Genomic DNA, 19,484 nt, shown 5'->3' on the forward strand with positions numbered 1-19,484 from the left:
TTTGATTGCGTAAGAATTAACTTGTCTAAGGTTCGGGCAGCCAATTTAATCCAGAAGGCTTTCAAATTGGTTAATCAGCCCATCTTTCATTTCTGGTCGGGGTGCGTTGGCGGATTCCAGCCCACCGTTCCTGTTAATAATCATATAGCGCGGGTATCCATTGAAGTTATATCTTTCCATCAAACGGAGTACCTCATCACGGGTAAGCAGATAATGATCGCCTTCTAACTGGTATTTTTTTCTTACTGCCTTCCATTCCTCTGGCGTAGAATCTGCACACAAATAAGCGAAAACAATGTCCCTGCCCTGCAATTCCCGCCGTAACGCCATGGTATGGGGAAACTGATTGATACAAGGTGCGCACCATGTAGCCCACAGATCAACATACACCACCTTCCCCTTGTGCCGCCTGGCGATTCTGTTCAGAACAGTGTTTTCATCCGGCGGAGCCGCCAAAAGGTCTTCAACCAAATCAGAGCGTAATTCCTTTTCGTGCAGTTTGCTTTCCCTTTCAATAACCATAAAATTTTCAGGATCGTAAACAAGGGATCGGAGATAAGCCAGTAATTGGTCATCAAGAAACAACACGTTCGTAAGGAAAACCTGGCCACTCAAAAAATGCCCTATAAGGCAGTCTCTGAAATAGCTTTTGGGATACAAAGCAGCGATCTCTTTGAACCTGTAATCAAACTCGAGCGAAAAGCAGTAGAATAGCAAGTAGGTACTAAAATTCCTTAGCTTTTGCATATAAGCAACCCTTTGTTCCAACTGCTGCTGAGCAAGGGTATCATTCAATGGTAAATTCACCGAAAATCCGCCTGGTGTTTTCTTTACATACGGCGCCCAATCCGCCACCGCATCCAACATCAAGATATCCGAATCCGATAAAGAGCGGTCGTATTTTTTAAAGTAATGCAGCGCGTCGGTGAAGGAAAAATCTGCCGTCCAGATACTGTCCCTGAGATGGGGCGCTGCAAAAAAAGGACGCACCAGCAAACTGGTAATTTCGTGGATAAATCCGCGGTACTGGTAACCGCCTAAATAGGCCACTGAATCGTTGGTGGCAAAGGAATAAATCAACTGAAGGGTTTCCGGCACAATCGGTTCAGGGTTACGAGGGTTCCGCAGTACGCCGTACCTCAGCAACTCGTTTGGCACTTTGTAATGCGTCATTCTTGAAAGAATGGCGTTCACCGGACGGCTCATGGTGTATTTTTGTGCATAGGCTGAAAGGACCGCGTCTTCCATCTTCTTTCTGTCCAGCACGTACCCCCTGTATTCCTCCTGATTTGCAGTTGTAACCATGCGCTTATGCAGTGTATCATCATCAACACTGTGCAGATGTTTATAGGCCGCGTTGAACTCGTTATTCAAAGGTCCCAGCGTGCCGCCAAACGCTACTGTTCCGCCATCCTGTTCTGCTTTCTCACCAGTTGCCCAAATACTAATGGTAACCGTATCGCCGGGGCCTACTACAAAGTGTTCAAATCTTGAATTGTACCTGATAAACGCTTCGGTATCCGGTATGGTAACAGGAAAACTGACGGCAAATGTTCCATCAGCGCTAATGCGCGCCACTTTGGTTGTTGTTTTACCCAAAAGGGAGTTGGCAAAAACCACCTCCATCTGTTGCTGACTGCCCCTTACCTTTCTATCAATATACCCGGCTAACCGTACTGTATCATCCGCCCGTGTTTTCAGGTTATCCCAGAGTTCAGCAACGGCAGATGAATGTGGCGTACGCCGGTTGGTAAGTACCAGTTTACGCCCCTGCGTAACTACTGTAATGGTTGAATCGTTTGTGAAGGTAACCGCGAGCGCATATACCTTACTGTTGACATGAAAATTTAATGTAAGTGTTTGCTGCTTTTCTTCCGTAACCTTGAACACCCCGAATTCCCCATCGAAATACCCAACCTTGCTATATAAACCCAATTTCCATTCAGTAGTATTCGATAGAAGAAACCAGTTGCCTTCCAGTTTTGCAGAAGGCTGCTTCCCGCTACCAGCAAGCGCAGAAGCTTGCATAGAAAGTGTAGAGATAACCAGCGATGCAATGAGTTGGCAAGTTCTGATTTTGGAGTACTTCGTTTTAAAGGGGCAATTCCTGGTTAATATACTGAACATCTGATTCATATAAGGATAAGGTGAAATTAGTAACGGGTATCAATATATGAATCATTATTTGTATTCCCATGATTCTACTGAATTTTAGCATTTCTGCATCAGCCAGTCCTGACCGGATACGCCACGCGCCGCAATTCTGGTAAGAATGATTAAAAGAGTTTGAAGAAAAAAACATTGAACCAACTGCTCAACGTGGTCTCAGGAAATATTGAGTCGCAAACAAGAGTAACATAGCCCCCAACCAAATGAGAGCAAAGTACAAGATATCCCTGAATCCCGAAGCCTTTCGAACGGCCGCCCTCCTTAACAGTGCGCTTATGCCCTGACTGATATGGAACCGCACAAATAACCAGGCGGAAATTATGGCGGCAAAATAAGGCGTCCAATATATCCTTATCGAAAAAGCCAATATTCCAGCCCTGACCATCAATAAATAGAAAGCAGTATAAACAGCGGCTAAAAATAAAAACGTTAGCATAAGCACCCCATTCAAGGCGCGGCGAATCAACCTCTTGTTGTTATGTTTTTTAAATCCAATAACAAACCTATAAGATATATCTAACAAAAAACGGAACATACTAATGCGCCATATAAGTTATTTATAATTTTTTGCCAAACCAGTCTTCGGCATAACCTTCTTTAATATTAATGCTCATCAACTCCACGCCGGCATTAACATCTGAAAATCGCACAATATAACAAACACCCCCAATGCGCTTCCATACTGTTACGCATCTCCCCTCCTTGAGGCAGTAAAACCGTCTGGATTGCTGGTAAAGAAGAACAGGCAAACCAATCAACATCAAAACAAATGAAACTTTCAGTAGTCTTTTCATTTAACCTTCTTATTGGAGATTTTCAAGCAGACAAAGTATTATGCTTTCAACGCGTTTTTTGATATTTCAGCAACTCTTTATACTTTTCTGAAATATTCAGTTCCAAAATATTGAATAATTAAACAAGTGCTGGAAGAACTTCACAATTTTTACCTGAGCAAAGAAGAGCCAAATAAGAGTTGCCTGCTTGCATTACGGGAAATTATTCTTACTCTGGCGCCAAACATTACTGAAACGCGGAAATGGGGGATGCCCTGCTTCTGCTATAAGAAAAAAATGTTTTGCTATTTGTGGACGGATAAAAAAACGGACGAACCATATATACTCATGGTAGAAGGTAAGTATCTTGAGCACCCTGCGTTGGAAAAAGGCAGCCGTTCGAGAATGAAGATTTTACGAATCAATCCAAATAAAGATTTACCCATAAAGACAATTGAGGAAATCTTTCAAAAAGCGTTGGACCTATACAAGACTGGTATAATTAAACTCAGGGAGTGATCAACGATGATCTTTTGGCGACAGCGTTTCCAAATTGTACCACTGCCAGCAACCCCCATATTTAGGACTGGAACTTTACCATCCGCGAGTTTCACCGGGCACTAAAACCAGGATGCACACTCGTTATCTCCATCGAACACCCTTTCTTCGAATACATTTTCTTCAACTCCGGCAAGTATTTCACCACCCAAGAGCAATAGAGTTACTGCGATTTAGCAACTACTGACTTCATTATGCTAATCAAGACAAGTTTTAAGAAAGGAAATACAGCTTGAAAATAGTCTTGGATAGACTGCACTTGAAAAATTCAGTTTTAGCATAAATTTACTTGCAAACAAAGCGATTACAGACTATTGTCTTTCAAGGAAACCACCCGTTGTCTTATATATCAAATAGAACATTCAATGATAAAACTTATAGCCCTGGCCTTACTTTCCCTGAACGCACTTACTGTCTTCGGACAGAAAGGGGCGTATGATATTGTCATCAGGAATGCAAATGTTTTTGACTCGCGAAAAGGTACAGTTTCATTAAACAGAACGATTTGCATTAAAGATGGAATCATTACAAAAGTAACAGGTCGTCAGAAACATTATGATGGAGCAAAAATCATAAATGCCGAAGGGAAGCTTCTTACCCTAGGTTTTATCGACACGCACATCCATGCGACTGATGTCTTCCGGACCTATGGTCCGCTGCCGGAATATCTCCCCAAGGACTCTTTAGAGGAGTACAGGAATCGGATATCTGAGACCTACCTGCCTTACGGCGTCACAACAGCAATGATAATGGGACAGCCGGAAACCTGGTTACCGCCTATACTGAAATGGGGAGCCGATCAGCGAAAAAGCGCCCTCGATATTTATACAGTTGGCGGCGCATTGGTTTCCGATGGGGGACGAAAGCCTTACATTAATCACGTTGTCGTAAATACTCCTGATGCGGCAAGACAGAAAGTCATAGAATATTATAACTTAGGTATAAGGCATATCAAACTTTACTGGAAACTCAGAAGACCAGAATTCGAAGCAGCATTTCATACTGCTGATAGTTTGGGGATGCATGTCTACGGGCACATGGATCAGAATGTCATGTTTATTGATTCAGCGTTAGATATTGGTTTAGCAAACTATGAGCATATCTTGACTTTAGTGAACAGCGTTTTTCATGTTCAAAAGCACGATAAAGATTTTAGGTTGGAAATGCAGAAACACTATGCGCCTGGCGCGGCAAAAAATGGCCAGTTGGAGCGATTGGAAATGTTCCGTTTCATGCACGACAGAAACCCGGCGGTGCTTGATTCTTTGATTGAAAATCTTTCAAAACATAAAGCCACTTTCTCTACATCGATTCACCTGATGGCCGAGCCCTTCGGATGGACCTATTTCACTGCTAATGTTGACACCTCGTTGTCGTTATTGCAGCTGGAACGGTGTAAAGAAAACTTCAGACTGTTTATGGGCTACATGAAGCAGTTATTTGATAAGGGAATAAAGCTAAGGATTGGAACAGATTGGCCCAATGGAGGAAAAGCAATTGTTTCCGAACAACTTCTTTTGGCTGAATATGGCTTCTCAATACGGGATATCCTGCAGATTTCTACCATAAACGGAGCTACGGCTTTAGGATTAGACAAACAATGCGGTTCAATTGAAAAAGGGAAAAGAGCCAACCTGCTCATCTGGGATAAAAGCCCATTCGACAACGAAAAGAACTTTCTCTCTGAGAAGATCATCATTAAGGATGGTATGGTTTTAAAGAAATAAGGGAGATTTTTAAGCGTATAATATGCGCCCATTTTTTCGGGGTAAGTCAGCGTGAAGATAGACTTCCAGTAGCGCTAATGTTTCAAGATGGACACATAAACAGGAGGTTCAGTCTTTACTCTGGAGCTTGAAAGCGTCGAATGAACTTTTCTCCAACCATCCGTTTTTTACTGCCCAGTTCACCATTTTCTTTAGGCTTTCCATGTACTTCATCGGTCGATATTTGTGCAACGATCGTAAACCTTCAGCGGTGCAGTTCTTACAAAAAAGTCAAATCCAGAAATTGACGTGTTATTAATCCTCGCTCACGATTCACTTCACATCGCACGAAAAGTGAATGGAAATTCACTCAATCCATACATACTTTGACAGCTCAATACCTTGTTTTACAGCTTGTTACCAGGTTTTGGTGAATCGCTAAGATAATTCACCAAACGATTCACCTAATGTGCGCCAAAAACATTGAAACCTTTTGATATCAATTGACCTCCTGAAAAGACAAAAGGCCCGTGAACATTGCGTTTCACGAGCCTTTTGCAATCCTTTGAGCTGAATGCTGTCGGGATGACTGGATTCGAACCAGCGGCCTCTTCGTCCCGAACGAAGCGCGCTACCGGGCTGCGCTACATCCCGCTTCAGGATGGCGAATTTAATAAATTATTCAAATAATTCAGGCTGCCCGTCGTCCTTACCGGCCTTTTTTTCCCATTCAAAATCGACGGCTTTTTTGTCCACGAGTTTGTTGCCCACGGCTTTCCAGCCCATCACTTCCACGAAATCCGCGATCTTGATTTTCTGGATATCAGGGGCTGATTTTTTACCCGTTTTCAGCAGCAGTACCGGCTGTTCATCGGTGGTGATGGAAGCGAGGTAGTTCCCCTCCCCTTCCTTGATGAACAGGAACCTTGTTTTCATGGTGCCGGTCTCAATTTTAAACCTTTTGATATTGAACTGAAGTTTCGCGGCATCATAATAGATTGCCGTGAGTATGCGCGAATTGTTGAATTGCTGGATCAGCATTACCTTATCCGCGTCGAAGCGCTGCGTCAGTTCCTGGTCAGTAATCTCGTAGGTACCGTCGTTGTATACCACCAGTATTTTATCTTCCGGATCGAAACTGCCGAGATAGTTTCCTTTCTCCTCGGTATTCAGCCTGCCGAACTGATCGTCGAACCAGAGTTTCCGGGCGCTGAGCGTGGATTTACCGGCTTCTTTGAACTTCACACTTTTGATGGGATATTTGGTGACCTGATTTCCCAATACCGACCTGCCCTTGATTTCAAGTGTTTCAAAGTAAAAGTCAAGTTCTTTGATGCGGGCGCTGCAATTGGGACTTAACAATACCTTCACCACTTCCGCTTCACCATTGGGGTTCACGGAGAAGTACAACACTTTTGATTTGGGATCGCCTTTTGTGAGATCATATTCCTTATCTCGTGTAACGCCGGTTACGTTGAACCTTTTTCCGTAGCTGATGCCGCTTTTTCCATCCGCGTAAATCATATTGTAGGTGGTACGTTCATCGTTCTTCTGGAACACGGCGATGTGGATGATGTCTTTCCCGATGAAGACCTTATCGGCCATTTTCACCACTTTCATTTTTCCAGATTTGGTGAAGGCGATGATATCATCGAGGTCGGAGCAATCGGTGATGAATTCATCTTTTTTCAACCCGGAACCAATGAATCCATCGGCACGGTTCACATACAGTTTGGTGTTGGCGATAGCCACCTGTTTGGCCTGGATGGCTTCAAAAAGTTTGATTTCCGTTTTCCGCTCGCGTCCTTTACCATATTTTTTGAGGAGGTTCTCGAAGTAGGCGATGGTAAAGTCGGTCAGGTGTTCCAGGTCATGTTCCACCTGTTTGATATCAGCTTCCAGTCCTTTGATCTGTTCGTTGAGTTCATCGATATCGAGCCGGTAAATCCTTCGAACGGGCTTTTCGGTGAGCTTAACGATATCTTCCCTGGAGATGGCCCTCTTCAGTTTCTTTTTAAAGGGGTCAAATGCTTTGTTGATGGCTTCGATCACTTTATCCCAGGTCTCGTGTTTCTTTTCGAGTTCCTTATAGATTTTCTCTTCGAAGAATATTTTCTCCAGCGAGGTATAATGCCATTTCTCCTGCAGTTCACCCAGTTTGATCTCCAGTTCTTTTTTCAGCAGGTCTTTGGTTTGATCGGCGGAATGCGTGAGCAGGTCGTGGGCACCGAGGAACCTGGGTTTATTGTCCACGATCACGCAGGCATTGGGCGAGATGCTCACTTCGCAATCGGTAAAGGCGTACAGCGCGTCAATGGTAATGTCAGGAGAAATCCCCGGTGCGAGGTCCACCATAATTTCCACATCGGCGGCGGTATTATCGGTCACTTTTTTGATCTTGATTTTACCCTGGTCGTTTGCTTTCAGGATAGAATCAATGAGGGAGGAAGTGGTTACGCCGAAGGGCACATTGCGGATGATCAGCGTTTTTTTATCCAGCTCTTCGATGTTGGCGCGCACGCGTACTTTTCCACCGCGTTTGCCGTCGTTGTAATTTGTTACATCAACCATCCCACCGGTAAGAAAATCAGGATACAAATCAAATTTTTTACCCCGGAGGTGTTTGATGGCGGCTTCAATGATTTCACAGAAGTTGTGGGGCAGGATTTTTGTCGACAACCCCACGGCAATGCCATCCGCTCCCTGGGCGAGCAATAATGGAAACTTCACCGGTAGAGTTACCGGTTCGTTCTTCCGGCCATCGTAACTCAGTTGCCATTCCGTGGTTTTATTGTTGAAAACCACATCCAGCGCGAATTTACTCAGGCGTGCCTCAATATACCTTGCGGCTGCCGCATCATCTCCTGTACGCACATCCCCCCAGTTGCCCTGGGTATCAATCAGCAAATCTTTTTGTCCCATATTCACAAGGGCATCCCCGATCGACGCATCCCCGTGCGGGTGGTACTGCATACTTTGGCCGATGATGTTGGCCACTTTATTGTAGCGTCCGTCATCCATTTCCTTCATGGCGTGGAGTATCCTGCGTTGAACGGGCTTCAGTCCGTCCTCAATCGCCGGAACGGCCCGTTCAAGAATAACATAAGAGGCGTAATCCAGGAACCAGGTTTTGTACTGGCTCTGGACTCCGGTTTCTTTTTCATTCTTTTCCTGTGCGTCGTAATTTTCCTTGCTCATACACTTGTTATTTGAATTCGTCGGGGTAAAGATACTGTAAACTGTCCCTCATATAAACGCCCAGTTCTTTGCTGAACCATCCCGTGGCTTTGTTGCTCAGGTTGGTGATGGTAAAGAAATTGGTACTATCTGAACTGATCGCTTTGTTTTCGAATTTTTTGAAAGGAACCTGATAAACCGCTGCTATAGAATCAATTTTCGCCAAAATTTCATTCCGGTTATGCCGAAGGCTGTCGCCTTTTTCCCAAAGGGGCGATTCGTACAGCAGTACCGGAATATGTTGTTTTTGTAGAAAACTGATCAATTGCGAAAAATACTTTGCCCTTCTGTTGCTCCATTGAAAATCCTTTGCCGGTGCACCATGTATGATAACGGCATCTTTACCTGGTTCAAAAGGAATAGGGAAAACCGCGCTCCCTGCGTTATCGGGCGTAAACTTTTTCCCGGTAATCCTATCTCCCCACCCTAAGACACCTTTAAAAAACGTATGGCTCGAATACCAGGCATAGCGCATAAAAGGAAGATGGCTCCATTGCGCATAAGCCGGATCAAAATCCCTGACAACGCTCCTTATGGTATCATCCGGAACGAGATGCGCGAACCTGTAACTATTGAATCCGTTGGCGATGGATTCATCAAATGATTCAGGCGTCGCATATATCACAACCAGCCTGGGATTTTTCTGACGGGTTAAATAAGACCGCATGGTCAGAAAATTTTCCGCGTAATCAGCACCGAACTGGCCTAGTATGAAATTGGTAAACCCTGCGTATTGTTTTACGGTATCGGGTAATATGCCCCACTCCGGTTCACAGGCGCCCAGGTAAACAATATCGGCGTCAATTCGGTTGGAAAGGATATAACCCGGCTTGTAATTCCGGTTATGAATAATTCCTTCCCGCATAAAAAAGGAATACAACATCAGCAGAACTGAAAGCGTAACCAGTATACATACTATTTTTCTTCCTGTACTCATATCAGAACTGCATATAAATGAACCGCTCCCCGGCATCGAATATGCCAATGGAAAGCAGGAGAAAAAACATAAGCGCTGAATAAGCGATATTCAGTTCTTCACTTTTCGCGGATTTGTTGATCCTTGGTTCAAAAATAATCCATGCGGCCGCAAGCAGCATTCCCAACCGAACATTGAGCGTATCTTCAATATACCTTCCCCCATTGATGAGCCATGTTTTGAATGTTGCCCCTTCAGGAAGCAGGGGTGGAAGTTCAGCAAGCTGTTGGAGGAGTGTAGTGAGCCCATTCCAGTTTCCTGCCCGGAAGAAAAAGTGCGCCACCGACACCAGGTTCAATACAATAACAGCACGGATCAGTTTCCCGAAAAAGTTTTTTCCTTTCTTCCCAGCGGCTCCCGATTTCTTTTCCAACGTCAGGTATATAAAATGGAGCAGGGCCCATATAAAAAATGTGATCGCCAATCCATGCCAGAAAGCGCTCACCAGGAACGTAACACCGATCGCCATAAGCAGGCCGTAAGTTGATTTCCGGTAAGCAAAGGAAACCGGTTGAAAAACATTGTTGCGCAACCAGGCAACCAGCGTGATGTGCCATTTCCGCCAAAAATCGGTAACGGATTGCGCACGCAATGGCAACTGGAAATTTTCAGGAAGCGAGATGCCGAACAACCTTGCCGAACCCAACGCGATATCGATATAGCCGGAGAAATCAGCATACAACTGAACCGTGAACAATATCGATCCAAGATATATATCAAACACAGACAACGCGGTATGCTTATCAAAAATTTCCTGCACAAAGGGCAGTAACCTGTCGGCAATAACCATCTTCTTTACCAACCCAAGAGTGATCCTGTTCACCGCGTAAACCACATCTTTTCCCCTTGTAATGTATTTTTCTCCGGGTTGAAAGAGCGCTACATCCTTTGCCGACAACAATGGTCCAGAAGGTATTTTAGGAAAGAAAAGTACTGAAAGGAAATAACTATTGCTTTGCCGGGAAGAGTCGTATCCGGCAAAATGAAGCGCGATCCAGTTTCCCGCGTGCTGAAGGATATAAAAGCCCATTCCAAGCAACAACCATTCGTTCCAACCGAGGAACTCCTGCAAAAATTTATAGCCAAGCAGCAAAAAGCCGTTCACAAAAAGCATACTACAAAAAAGTATATTTTTCGAACGCTGAGACGGTAAGCCGTTGTACCGCTTCATCAGGATATAGTTTCCCGCTGTAATCAGCAGTATCGCTGTTAGGGAAGCCCAACTGAAGTACCCCACAAATAAGCATCCTGCCAGCAAAAGCCATATTTGCTGCGCCTTACCGGACTTCAGGCGTGCAAACACCAGTGCTGTAACCGCTAAAAAAAACAGGTATAGCAGTGAATTAAACGGCATTCCCGGCGGTTTTTTCAGCAATAATGTCCACCATGTCTCCTACTTTTTCCATCTTCATGATTTCATTGAACCTGAATTCGATATTAAACACCCGTTCTACTTCGCTGATGATGGACATGTGTGTGAGCGAATCCCATCCTTCCACCTGGTCGGCAGTAGTCTCTGTGGTTACTGACAACCCGGGCTGGTCAAGTAATTTCTTTAATACCTCGCTCACCTTGTCTAAAATAGCTTCTTTCGATATTGATTTCATCCCAATGCAATTAGTTTTTGGCGATCAATTTTTCCATTGTTGTTATACGGCCATTCTTCCACGAATCTGTATTTCCCAGGGATCATATAGCCGGGAAGCAAATCCCTTAAACGACTTGCGAGCGAAGTTGTATCTATGGGCACTTTACTTCTTACAAATGCCACGAGAATATTATTGTGCTCGTGGTCCCTCTGGGCCACCACCACTACTTCTTGCTGCAACAATTCACTTATTCTAACGGCCACTTCTTCCGTTTCTACGCGATAGCCGCCAATCTTCACCTGGAAGTCTTTTCTCCCATGAAAATGGAGGAATCCCCGTTCATCCTGGTGCACAAGATCACCCGATGGAAACCACCCGTCCACCACGCAACTGCTTTCCTGACCGAGGTACCCGTTAAAAACCTGACTTCCCGAAATGTACAATTCACCTGTTTCACCGGCTCCACAAGGTGCCTCCTCCATCATCACCGCCACGGTTGTACCTGGAAACGGCGCGCCCATAGGAACGATCGGATGATCTGTATTTGCCTTCTCTTCGTTCCAACAAAATGTAGTGCAAACGATCGTTGTTTCGGTTGGACCGTAGCAATTATAAATTACCGCGTTGGAGCAGGCTTTTTCCCATATTTCCGCCAGCGAACGGTACAATATATCGCCGGAAAAAAAGCTCAGTCTGAGCGCCGGGAACGACATTCCCTTAATAAGTCCCTTTACAACCTGAAGGACCGTGGGAACCATGCTCAGCACTGTAATATTATAATGAAGCAACGCTTCCAGGATTAGTAATGACCTGATTTGTTTTTTCTGCGGCAACAGACAACAGGTGGCTCCGGTTTCCAACGCGATTAAGAAAGGAAAATAGAACACGTCAAACGTTGCGTCATAGACCTGTAGGAGCCTGTCGGAGGACGAAAAACCATACCGCTGATCATCCAGGTAATACGCTTTAAAGGCATTCAAACAACGGAACGGTACCGGAACGCCTTTAGGTTTGCCTGTACTTCCTGATGTAAACAGAATATACGCCGGTATTTCTGAAGATGAAGCTTCAAAAAAAGAAAATTCAAACTGCCCGCCTTCATGTGTTAACGCTTCGGAACAAATAATTCTCAGCTCCAGAGCGCTGATTTCCTTTGGAAAGGGGATATTATCCGGAGATACAAGTAATTCCGCCTTACTTTCTTGCAAAGCAAAAACCTTTCTGTCCAACGGCCACTCAGGATGCAACGGAACAATTGTTTTTCCCGTGAGAAAGGAGGCCAGGATACACGCGTTCATTTCGACGGAGCCTGTTGCCATTACCCCTATTGTACCTTTCTGTAACAAGGAGAACTCCCGGGCGTAACGGAGTACACGTTCATGGAAACCGCGGTAAGAAACACCGCCATCATATGTTTGGAAAGCAATAGCATCGGGCCTGGTGGCGACCCAACCCAAATACCGGTGTAACCAGCTTCTTTGCCCGTCCGCTTCCTTATGCATCATGAGGTCAGGTTTCATATAATTCCAACGGTTGCCCATTCGGGTCATAAAAGAACAGAAACGTCTTACCCGTCAATTCATCGATTCTTATTTCCTCTACTTTTTCCACTCCTTTATCCAACAGAAAAGTCCTCGCCTGCTCCACGTCCGCAACTGAGAACGCAAGATGTCTCAGTCCTTTGGCTTCCGGGAACGAGGCCCTCTCCCGGAAATCCGGGAAAGAAAACAGTTCAATCATATACCCGCCATCCAAAGCCAGGTCCAGTTTCCAGGAGTTCCTGTTTTCCCTGTATGTTTCAGCCATCACCTGAAAGCCGAGTACTTCGGTGTAAAACTTTTTACTTTTTTCGTAGTCGTCCGTCAGGATGGCAACGTGGTGGATACCCAGGAGTTTCATTCAATAGGTTCATTTATCAGGTTCTGGATAAAGTGGGTTAAATCTTCAGGCTACCCTACGCTTCAATTTCATTACCGCTTCCTGCGCTTCCCGGCAATTTCACTTCAAACTCCTTCCATGTTTTGCTGATATCACCGTTCACTTCAAGTTTACCGCTTCCAACAAGTTCTTTCAGCCTCCATCCAAGAAAAACATCTCCCGTTTTGATTTTCATCCTGTGCAACGTATTGTTGATCACCCGTTGTGCTTTTTGCCAATCTGTCGTACAATTAGAAAGGATATCCTTGTCGTAAAAGTCTTCGTCCTTTGTGGCGATTTTCTTCCCTCCTTCCAATATGCGTACCATACCGTTTTCGTCCATCAACTTCTTCCATTCATCCGGATCCACTTCCAATTCGCTGGGCGTGATCACCCGGGCTAGTTTTTTCGCTTTCCTGAATTCCGAAACAGGGATTTCGCTGATCCATGAAGGATAGAATATGCCTCCTTTTTCGTTGATGAAGGGAAGGTTATTCAGGTACAAAACAAATACCCGTCCCTGGAATGGCTTCAGAAAATGGAGCAACCAATAATACCCGCACACATCATGCTGGTTCTGCGCCATCCATATCCAAATCTTTTCTGTTTCATCCCGGCTCATTGTGCCGGATAACTCGGCTACGGTTTTGAAATCATCCACTTCTCCCGACTCCGCTTTTCCTTCATATTCCGTGCCGGCCAGTAATGTCTTCCACCATTCATTGCGCAGCGTCCGACCTTCTCCCAGGTATCCCTGTAGTAAGGGGCCAACGGCGTAATCGTCTTTTATCAGCACTACTTTTCCTTCCAGGTCATCATTGATCTCGATCGCTTTCTCCAGGATGGCAACATCCGCTTCATTAAATACAATATGAATCATTTCAATCCGCTTAATTCAGGGTTTCGTTAACAATATCCAGTTCAATCCGCAGGTTGTCAATAATGAACTCCTGTCGTTGCGGGGTGTTTTTCCCCATAAAGTATTCCAGAAGCTGTGTGATATGCGTTTCCGGCATCACCATTACCGGTTGAAGACGGATATCTTCTCCAATGAACCTGCCGAACTCGTCGGGAGAGATTTCACCCAAGCCTTTGAACCTCGTAATCTCTGGCTTGCCACCAAGTTTCTTTACAGCGGCCTGTTTTTCGGTTTCATCATAACAGTAAATGGTTTCCTGTTTGTTCCTGACCCTGAACAATGGTGTTTCCAGGATATAAACATGTCCGTTTTTAACAAGATCCGGGAAAAATTGCAGGAAGAAGGTCATCAGCAATAACCTGATGTGCATACCATCCACGTCGGCATCAGTCGCGATCACAATATTATTATACCGAAGTTCATCAATCCCGGCCTCAATGTTCAGGGCATGCTGGAGCAGGTTGAACTCTTCGTTTTCATAAACTACTTTCTTGGTAAGTCCGAAACAATTCAGCGGTTTTCCGCGTAAGCTGAAAACGGCCTGAAGTTCTACGTTCCGGGCTTTTGTAATGGAGCCACTCGCCGAGTCTCCTTCGGTAATAAAGATGGTACTCTCCAGTTTCTTTTGTTCAAACTCTTCTTTATTCTTCGCGGGAGCCTCATCGTTGAGGTGGTACCTGCAATCCCGCAGTTTTTTATTGTGCAGGTTTGCCTTTTTGGCCCTTTCGTTCGCCAGTTTACGGATACCGCTCAGTTCTTTTCTTTCCCGCTCACTCTGTTCGATCCTTTTTTTCAAGGCTTCCGCAACAGTTGGATTTTTATGGAGATAATCATCCAGGTGTTTAGCAAGGAATTCTCCCACAAAATTCTTCATGCTCTGCCCGCCTTCGGCCACATTGAGCGAACCCAGTTTTGTTTTGGTCTGCGACTCAAAAACAGGTTCCTGCACCCGTACCGCCACGGCCGCACAAATACTTCCCCTGATATCGGATGGCTCGTAATCCTTTTTAAAGAATTCCCGCACCGTTTTTACGAACGATTCCCTGAAAGCCTGTTGATGCGTGCCGCCCTGGGTGGTAAACTGGCCGTTCACAAAGGAATAAATGTCTTCTCCGTAATCATTGTTGTGGGTAATGGCCACTTCAATATCTTCCCCTTTCAGGTGAATGATCGGATACCGTAGTTCATCCGGGTTTGTATTTCTGGTAAGCAAATCGAGCAAACCGTTCCGGCTCACATACTTTTTACCGTTGAAACTCAGTACCAGTCCGGCATTCAGAAAGCAATAGTTCCAAATCTGTTTGTCCAGGTATTCATGGATAAAATGAAAATGCCTGAAAATGGTATCGTCGGGGATAAAACTAACCAGTGTTCCGTTCTCCTCTTTAGTAGAAGTCTCCTTGTGTTCTTTAATGAGCACGCCTTTCTCAAATTCGGCGACCCTCGTTTTTCCATCCCTGAAACTCTGCACCATAAAGTAATTGCTGAGGGCATTCACCGCTTTGGTACCCACACCATTCAATCCCACACTTTTCTGGAAAGCCTTACTGTCATATTTCGCACCGGTATTGATCTTACTTACCACATCCACCAGTTTCCCCAGCGGAATCCCTCTTCCATAGTCGCGTATGGTAACTGTCTTGTTTTCAATCGTGATCTCCACCTGCTTTCCGAAGCCCATCATATGCTCGTCTATACAGTTATCGATCACCTCCTTTACAAGTACATAGATGCCATCATCCGGACTGGAGCCATCGCCAAGTTTCCCGATATACATTCCAGGTCGCAAACGAATGTGTTCGCGCCAGTCCAGACTTTTAATGGAATCTTCCGTGTAATTCGATGTGTTTTTTTCTGCCATATACTGGTTCACCTTTTTTGAATGCGCTACAAATTCGTAATTATTAAGCATTTACGGGAAAAATTATCCTCTCCTTCCTGCAAACGGCAACGAAGATACTAACATTTTTAGCAGTCCTGGCTAGGTTTTTTCACGGAAATGAATCAGTGTTTTCACTGTAAGAAACACTCCGTTAAAATCTTCTTGTATTAAATTTAAGTTGTGAAAAACCACATGATTAATTGATTTTTAATTCATTAAGATTATTTTATCCAGTTTAATTTCTAGTTCTTCAGCTTAAATCTTACCGGAGGGTATTTTGCCGCGTAAAAAAAATGGCTAATTTTGAAGTCTTACCAACCCACCGGCACAGCGGCTTACTTCCGCTGAAATTGCAGCTTATTAACCCATTTTATTCTGAGGAAGATATTTTTCTAAACAGCTAAATAAGCGGTGTATGTACAATTTTGAACTATTGGAAAAAGGCTGTTACTACCTGATACAGGAGAAACAGGATGCGGCGGTGAGTATGATTCAGGTAAATCTGAAAACGGATCATTGTATGTTTATTACCTACCATGGAGATACGGAAAGTTCTTCCTGGAAACGTAAGTCGGATACCATATTCGACATTATAGAATTATTGGATGATAAAAATGTGAAGGCCTGGGAATCACTTTTCGTGAACAGTGAGGATGCGTTCAATACGGGTGAGGAAGAATAACAATGTGTTGGCGTTTTTTGGTACAATTTTTTCCGTAAATGAATTAATGGATCAACCCAAAGAAAAATACCCGGTCGTCCGCGATATTTTTATTCATGTCGTTGCCGTGCTTACGATCATTCCCCTGGCCCCCGTTATCAACCGGTATATTCCTCCGGTTATGATCGGGAAATGGAATGCGGACCTGGTGTTGTCTGTTCTGATCTCAGCATTGATTATCAGACTGATCTCCTGGTTGTTCAAGCCACTCATTATCCCAGGATTTATCGTACTGGCTGGTATGCTCACCTGGAATGAATTTACGGACGGCTATTCTTTTGGAAATGTTGTTCATGACTACAAGAATATTGTATCCAATAACTGGCGGCATAAAAATCTCAAGGAAAGAGATCTTTCCATAAGGCCGGCATTGTTTGAAACAGCTACGCAGGTGCTCGTGAAGGACCTTCAGGTTAAAGTGGATTATAAGGATTCGCTCGTAAGGAACTATGCCGTGAAAGCATCGGTAGAAAATTTTGATGAATACCATCCCAAATATGGCCCGGTGGTACGATGGCTTTCATTGTTCAAAGTGGTCAACGAAAACTTCAAGTATGTTTCAGATGCCCAGCGTGATGAATATTTCGCCGGCCCGAGAGAAACCATTCTCAACGGAATGGGAGGAGATTGCGATGACCATACCATCCTGATGGTTTCGGCCATGCGTTCCATTGGCGCTAAAACCCGTATGATCGTTACGCAGGGGCACGTTTATCCTGAATTGTATTGCGGGGATAAAGCAGAATTTGAAAAAATGAAACAGGCTGTATTACACCTGTTCGCAGATCAGATATCGAAGGGGTTGCATTACCGGGAGTTCAACGGAGAGTACTGGATGAATCTTGATTATACGGCGCACCACCCCGGTGGCCCCTACTTGAACGACCTTGCGTACGCCGTTATTGACTTCTGATCCGGTTAATTCCTGAAAGTAAAAGAAATCATCGTTCCCATACCATCAATTTTATCGATGGATAATTTTCCTCCTAACCGAAGAATCATTTCTTCTACAAAGAAAAGTTCCAGCAACTCTTCTTCAATACCTGTTTTCTTTTCACGTTGAAGCTGGCTGGACAATAGCGTTGCGGCATATTCATCGTTTACGTTGATCACCAGCAGTACGAAATCATTATCGGAAGTGGCGGACAGGTGAATATTGGCATCTTTACAGGTATTTAACACCTGGAACAACAACTGGCGCAGGATGAACTCCAGTTTGGTGCGGTGCTGACCTATATTAATGTCTCCGGGCAGGTGCATTTTAAAGTGCTTAGTAACCTGAGGAAACTCCTTCTCCAGCTTATCTTTTACCTGCTGAATCATCACTTTGAGGGGTATGGCCGAATCAGTGAGGGATACGCCAGCCTGAGATTCATTCCAATCCGCAAGGTTCCTGATAAGCGCGGAAGCTCCAGACAGTTGAGTTCCAACTTCTCCGAAAAGTGAAAAAATGGCATCCCTGGTCAATTCTCTGGTTTCAAAATTTTCCAATTTTTGCTGAAGTCCTTCAATGGTCTTGCCAACCTTATCACGCACCACCGAAATGAGCAGGTTATTTGTTCTCGCAATGGCCTGAAGGGATTCCTTTTGTACATGGTCTACCTGCAATTGAAGCTTCAATGACTGATTCGACAATCGCAATTCAAGCAGTTTCTTTACCTGACCTGCAAGGATTTTTAGTGTTCTGATTTCTTCTTCTGAAATATTGCGTGGAATTACATCCAGGATGCAGATGGTCCCCAGTGTATGCCCGTTTGATACGATCGGGGCACCGGCATAAAACCTGATGGGTGGCGTTTCGGTCAAAAAGGGATTATCGGAAAACCGCTGATCTGAAGCCGTGTCGGACACCACCATTACATCATTGTTCAAAATGGCGTGACCACAGAAGGATATATCCCTGTCTGTTTGATCTGCACTGAATCCAATCTTCGATTTGAACCATTGCCTGTTCTCATCCACCAGAGAGATCATGGAGATGGGCGCCTTACAAATGCGGGAAGCGAGTTCAACGAGTTCGTCGAATTCGGGTTCAGGGGCTGAGTCGAGTATATTGAACCTGTTCAGTTCCCGCAGTCGCTCTTTTTCATTAAATGGTTTAGGCGGCGCTATCATTTGTACGGAGATCATGGCTTTAATGATCGGGACAAAGATATCCCGCAAAGCATTCGTTATCCGGTTGTTAACAAGACATTATCGCAAGAGTAAGTAATTACCTGTAAGCCGGGGCAGGGTTAAGTATTTAGGTAGCCTTACTTATTATTCCATCACCTGTTTGTGGAAGTCACTTTGTCCCGGAAGGTTTCATGATGTCTCTTAGTACCACGCTGGCACATACACACCCGAAGATCGCCGGCATGTAAGATATGGTACCGATAAGTGATTTCTTGGGGAAGGCTTTTTCAGAGACGATCACTCTTGACTGATCCACCTGTTCCGGTGAAAAAACAGCTTTGAACCCGGTGTAAATACCGGATTCATGCAGTTTTTTCCTGACCGCCTGGGCCAGCTTGCATTGGTGAGTCTTGCTGATATCGGCTACCTGTACCTGTGAGGGATCCACTTTCCCCCCGGCACCAAGAGCAGACACCACGGGTACCTGGTGCGCAAGGCAGGTCTTCAGAAACGCAACCTTGGCCGATAAGGTATCAATGCAATCCACCGCATAATCATAATGGTTATGCCTGAAGAGTTCTTCCGTTTTTTCAGCGTCAAGAAACATGGGCAAAACACGGAGTTGTATGTTTGGATTGATGTCTTTCAATCGTTCTGCCATTACCTCTGCTTTTTTTCTTCCTTCATTGGAATGCAGGGCTGGTATCTGGCGGTTACAGTTGGATAGTTCCACCACGTCGGCATCCACGATCGTCATCCTGTTCACGCCTCCCCTTGCGATCATTTCCGCGCATATGCCACCCACGCCACCGAGGCCCACCACCAATACATGGTGTTCCATCATGTGGCCCACGGTTTCCGCTCCCAGCAATAATTCAGTCCTGCTTAACCAATAAGGGATCATTTGTGTGCTTCGTTTAAT

General features: G+C 44.7%; 17 protein-coding genes and 1 tRNA gene. 4 read left to right on the forward strand and 14 right to left on the reverse strand.

Going from position 1 to position 19,484, the window contains the following annotated elements; all coding sequences use genetic code 11:
• Positions 1–45 precede the first annotated feature (45 nt).
• Together M4J38_RS08230 and M4J38_RS08235 are read right to left on the reverse strand one after the other, a co-directional pair.
• Positions 46–2,028, reverse strand: a complete 1,983-nt coding sequence (locus tag M4J38_RS08230) for a TlpA disulfide reductase family protein (protein WP_251759071.1) — start codon at positions 2,026–2,028, stop codon at positions 46–48.
• 698 nt (positions 2,029–2,726) lie between these two features.
• Entirely contained in the window at positions 2,727–2,963 is a 237-nt protein-coding gene (locus M4J38_RS08235; RefSeq protein ID WP_251759072.1) for a hypothetical protein, read from the reverse strand.
• 126 nt (positions 2,964–3,089) lie between these two features.
• On the opposite strand from M4J38_RS08235, the gene M4J38_RS08240 reads away from it, so the two are divergent.
• Positions 3,090–3,461, forward strand: coding sequence for a DUF1801 domain-containing protein (locus M4J38_RS08240; protein ID WP_251759073.1), 372 nt, complete (start codon positions 3,090–3,092; stop codon positions 3,459–3,461).
• Positions 3,462–3,865: 404 nt separating this feature from the next.
• Complete coding sequence (locus M4J38_RS08245) at positions 3,866–5,227, forward strand: amidohydrolase family protein (protein WP_251759074.1); 1,362 nt, start codon at positions 3,866–3,868, stop codon at positions 5,225–5,227.
• Positions 5,228–5,335: 108 nt separating this feature from the next.
• Here M4J38_RS08245 and M4J38_RS19845 read toward each other — a convergent pair whose 3' ends face one another.
• The 10 genes from M4J38_RS19845 to M4J38_RS08290 all read right to left on the reverse strand — a co-directional run bounded on the left by M4J38_RS19845 (position 5,336) and on the right by M4J38_RS08290 (position 15,705).
• On the reverse strand, positions 5,336–5,440 hold the full coding sequence (locus tag M4J38_RS19845; RefSeq protein WP_374662250.1) for a phage integrase SAM-like domain-containing protein: 105 nt from the start codon (positions 5,438–5,440) through the stop codon (positions 5,336–5,338).
• 346 nt (positions 5,441–5,786) lie between these two features.
• A tRNA-Pro gene (locus tag M4J38_RS08250) sits at positions 5,787–5,860 on the reverse strand.
• A 24-nt stretch (positions 5,861–5,884) separates the two neighbouring features.
• On the reverse strand, positions 5,885–8,404 hold the full coding sequence (locus M4J38_RS08255; protein ID WP_251759075.1) for a DNA gyrase/topoisomerase IV subunit A: 2,520 nt from the start codon (positions 8,402–8,404) through the stop codon (positions 5,885–5,887).
• Positions 8,405–8,411: 7 nt separating this feature from the next.
• On the reverse strand, positions 8,412–9,380 hold the full coding sequence (locus tag M4J38_RS08260) for a hypothetical protein (protein WP_251759076.1): 969 nt from the start codon (positions 9,378–9,380) through the stop codon (positions 8,412–8,414).
• 1 nt (position 9,381) lies between these two features.
• On the reverse strand, positions 9,382–10,773 hold the full coding sequence (locus M4J38_RS08265) for an MBOAT family protein (RefSeq protein ID WP_251759077.1): 1,392 nt from the start codon (positions 10,771–10,773) through the stop codon (positions 9,382–9,384).
• Positions 10,763–11,026, reverse strand: a complete 264-nt coding sequence (locus tag M4J38_RS08270) for an acyl carrier protein (protein WP_251759078.1) — start codon at positions 11,024–11,026, stop codon at positions 10,763–10,765. Before M4J38_RS08270 ends, M4J38_RS08265 begins: the two co-directional genes overlap by 11 nt.
• Complete coding sequence (locus tag M4J38_RS08275; RefSeq protein ID WP_251759079.1) at positions 11,023–12,513, reverse strand: AMP-binding protein; 1,491 nt, start codon at positions 12,511–12,513, stop codon at positions 11,023–11,025. The genes M4J38_RS08270 and M4J38_RS08275 overlap by 4 nt, the downstream gene beginning before the upstream one ends.
• A gap of 4 nt (positions 12,514–12,517) precedes the next feature.
• Positions 12,518–12,907 (reverse strand): VOC family protein, encoded by a 390-nt coding sequence (locus M4J38_RS08280; protein WP_251759080.1) that lies wholly within the window; start codon positions 12,905–12,907, stop codon positions 12,518–12,520.
• Between the two features lie 55 nt (positions 12,908–12,962).
• Entirely contained in the window at positions 12,963–13,805 is an 843-nt protein-coding gene (locus M4J38_RS08285; protein WP_251759081.1) for a DUF1835 domain-containing protein, read from the reverse strand.
• A gap of 10 nt (positions 13,806–13,815) precedes the next feature.
• A complete protein-coding gene (locus M4J38_RS08290) occupies positions 13,816–15,705 on the reverse strand; it encodes a DNA topoisomerase IV subunit B (RefSeq protein WP_251759082.1) in 1,890 nt (629 codons plus the stop codon).
• A gap of 436 nt (positions 15,706–16,141) precedes the next feature.
• Here M4J38_RS08290 and M4J38_RS08295 point away from each other — a divergent pair, with 436 nt between their 5' ends.
• The gene (locus M4J38_RS08295; protein ID WP_251759083.1) at positions 16,142–16,408 is read left to right on the forward strand and encodes a hypothetical protein; all 267 of its coding nucleotides are present in this window, start codon (positions 16,142–16,144) and stop codon (positions 16,406–16,408) included.
• A gap of 46 nt (positions 16,409–16,454) precedes the next feature.
• Positions 16,455–17,360, forward strand: coding sequence for a transglutaminase domain-containing protein (locus M4J38_RS08300; protein ID WP_251759084.1), 906 nt, complete (start codon positions 16,455–16,457; stop codon positions 17,358–17,360).
• A gap of 5 nt (positions 17,361–17,365) precedes the next feature.
• Here the strand turns inward: M4J38_RS08300 and M4J38_RS08305 are convergent, their stop codons facing one another.
• On the reverse strand, positions 17,366–18,610 hold the full coding sequence (locus tag M4J38_RS08305) for a GAF domain-containing protein (RefSeq protein ID WP_251759085.1): 1,245 nt from the start codon (positions 18,608–18,610) through the stop codon (positions 17,366–17,368).
• Positions 18,611–18,731: 121 nt separating this feature from the next.
• Positions 18,732–19,466, reverse strand: coding sequence for a ThiF family adenylyltransferase (locus M4J38_RS08310; protein ID WP_251759086.1), 735 nt, complete (start codon positions 19,464–19,466; stop codon positions 18,732–18,734).
• Positions 19,467–19,484: the final 18 nt, after the last annotated feature.

It is taken from the genome of Parasegetibacter sp. NRK P23 (assembly GCF_023721715.1).
GTDB lineage: Bacteria > Bacteroidota > Bacteroidia > Chitinophagales > Chitinophagaceae > Parasegetibacter.

Excerpts from the sequence above, each read along its gene's own strand:
- M4J38_RS08285 (WP_251759081.1), bottom strand. The coding sequence starts at position 13,805 with ATGATTCATATTGTATTTAATGAAGCGGATGTTGCCATCCTGGAGAAA.
- M4J38_RS08230 (WP_251759071.1), bottom strand. The coding sequence starts at position 2,028 with ATGCAAGCTTCTGCGCTTGCTGGTAGCGGGAAGCAGCCTTCTGCAAAA.
- M4J38_RS08300 (WP_251759084.1), top strand. The coding sequence starts at position 16,455 with ATGGATCAACCCAAAGAAAAATACCCGGTCGTCCGCGATATTTTTATT.
- M4J38_RS08295 (WP_251759083.1), top strand. The coding sequence starts at position 16,142 with ATGTACAATTTTGAACTATTGGAAAAAGGCTGTTACTACCTGATACAG.
- M4J38_RS19845 (WP_374662250.1), bottom strand. The coding sequence starts at position 5,440 with ATGAAGTACATGGAAAGCCTAAAGAAAATGGTGAACTGGGCAGTAAAA.
- M4J38_RS08235 (WP_251759072.1), bottom strand. The coding sequence starts at position 2,963 with ATGAAAAGACTACTGAAAGTTTCATTTGTTTTGATGTTGATTGGTTTG.
- M4J38_RS08275 (WP_251759079.1), bottom strand. The coding sequence starts at position 12,513 with ATGATGCATAAGGAAGCGGACGGGCAAAGAAGCTGGTTACACCGGTAT.
- M4J38_RS08245 (WP_251759074.1), top strand. The coding sequence starts at position 3,866 with ATGATAAAACTTATAGCCCTGGCCTTACTTTCCCTGAACGCACTTACT.
- M4J38_RS08290 (WP_251759082.1), bottom strand. The coding sequence starts at position 15,705 with ATGGCAGAAAAAAACACATCGAATTACACGGAAGATTCCATTAAAAGT.
- M4J38_RS08255 (WP_251759075.1), bottom strand. The coding sequence starts at position 8,404 with ATGAGCAAGGAAAATTACGACGCACAGGAAAAGAATGAAAAAGAAACC.
- M4J38_RS08310 (WP_251759086.1), bottom strand. The coding sequence starts at position 19,466 with ATGATCCCTTATTGGTTAAGCAGGACTGAATTATTGCTGGGAGCGGAA.
- M4J38_RS08260 (WP_251759076.1), bottom strand. The coding sequence starts at position 9,380 with ATGAGTACAGGAAGAAAAATAGTATGTATACTGGTTACGCTTTCAGTT.
- M4J38_RS08270 (WP_251759078.1), bottom strand. The coding sequence starts at position 11,026 with ATGAAATCAATATCGAAAGAAGCTATTTTAGACAAGGTGAGCGAGGTA.
- M4J38_RS08280 (WP_251759080.1), bottom strand. The coding sequence starts at position 12,907 with ATGAAACTCCTGGGTATCCACCACGTTGCCATCCTGACGGACGACTAC.
- M4J38_RS08265 (WP_251759077.1), bottom strand. The coding sequence starts at position 10,773 with ATGCCGTTTAATTCACTGCTATACCTGTTTTTTTTAGCGGTTACAGCA.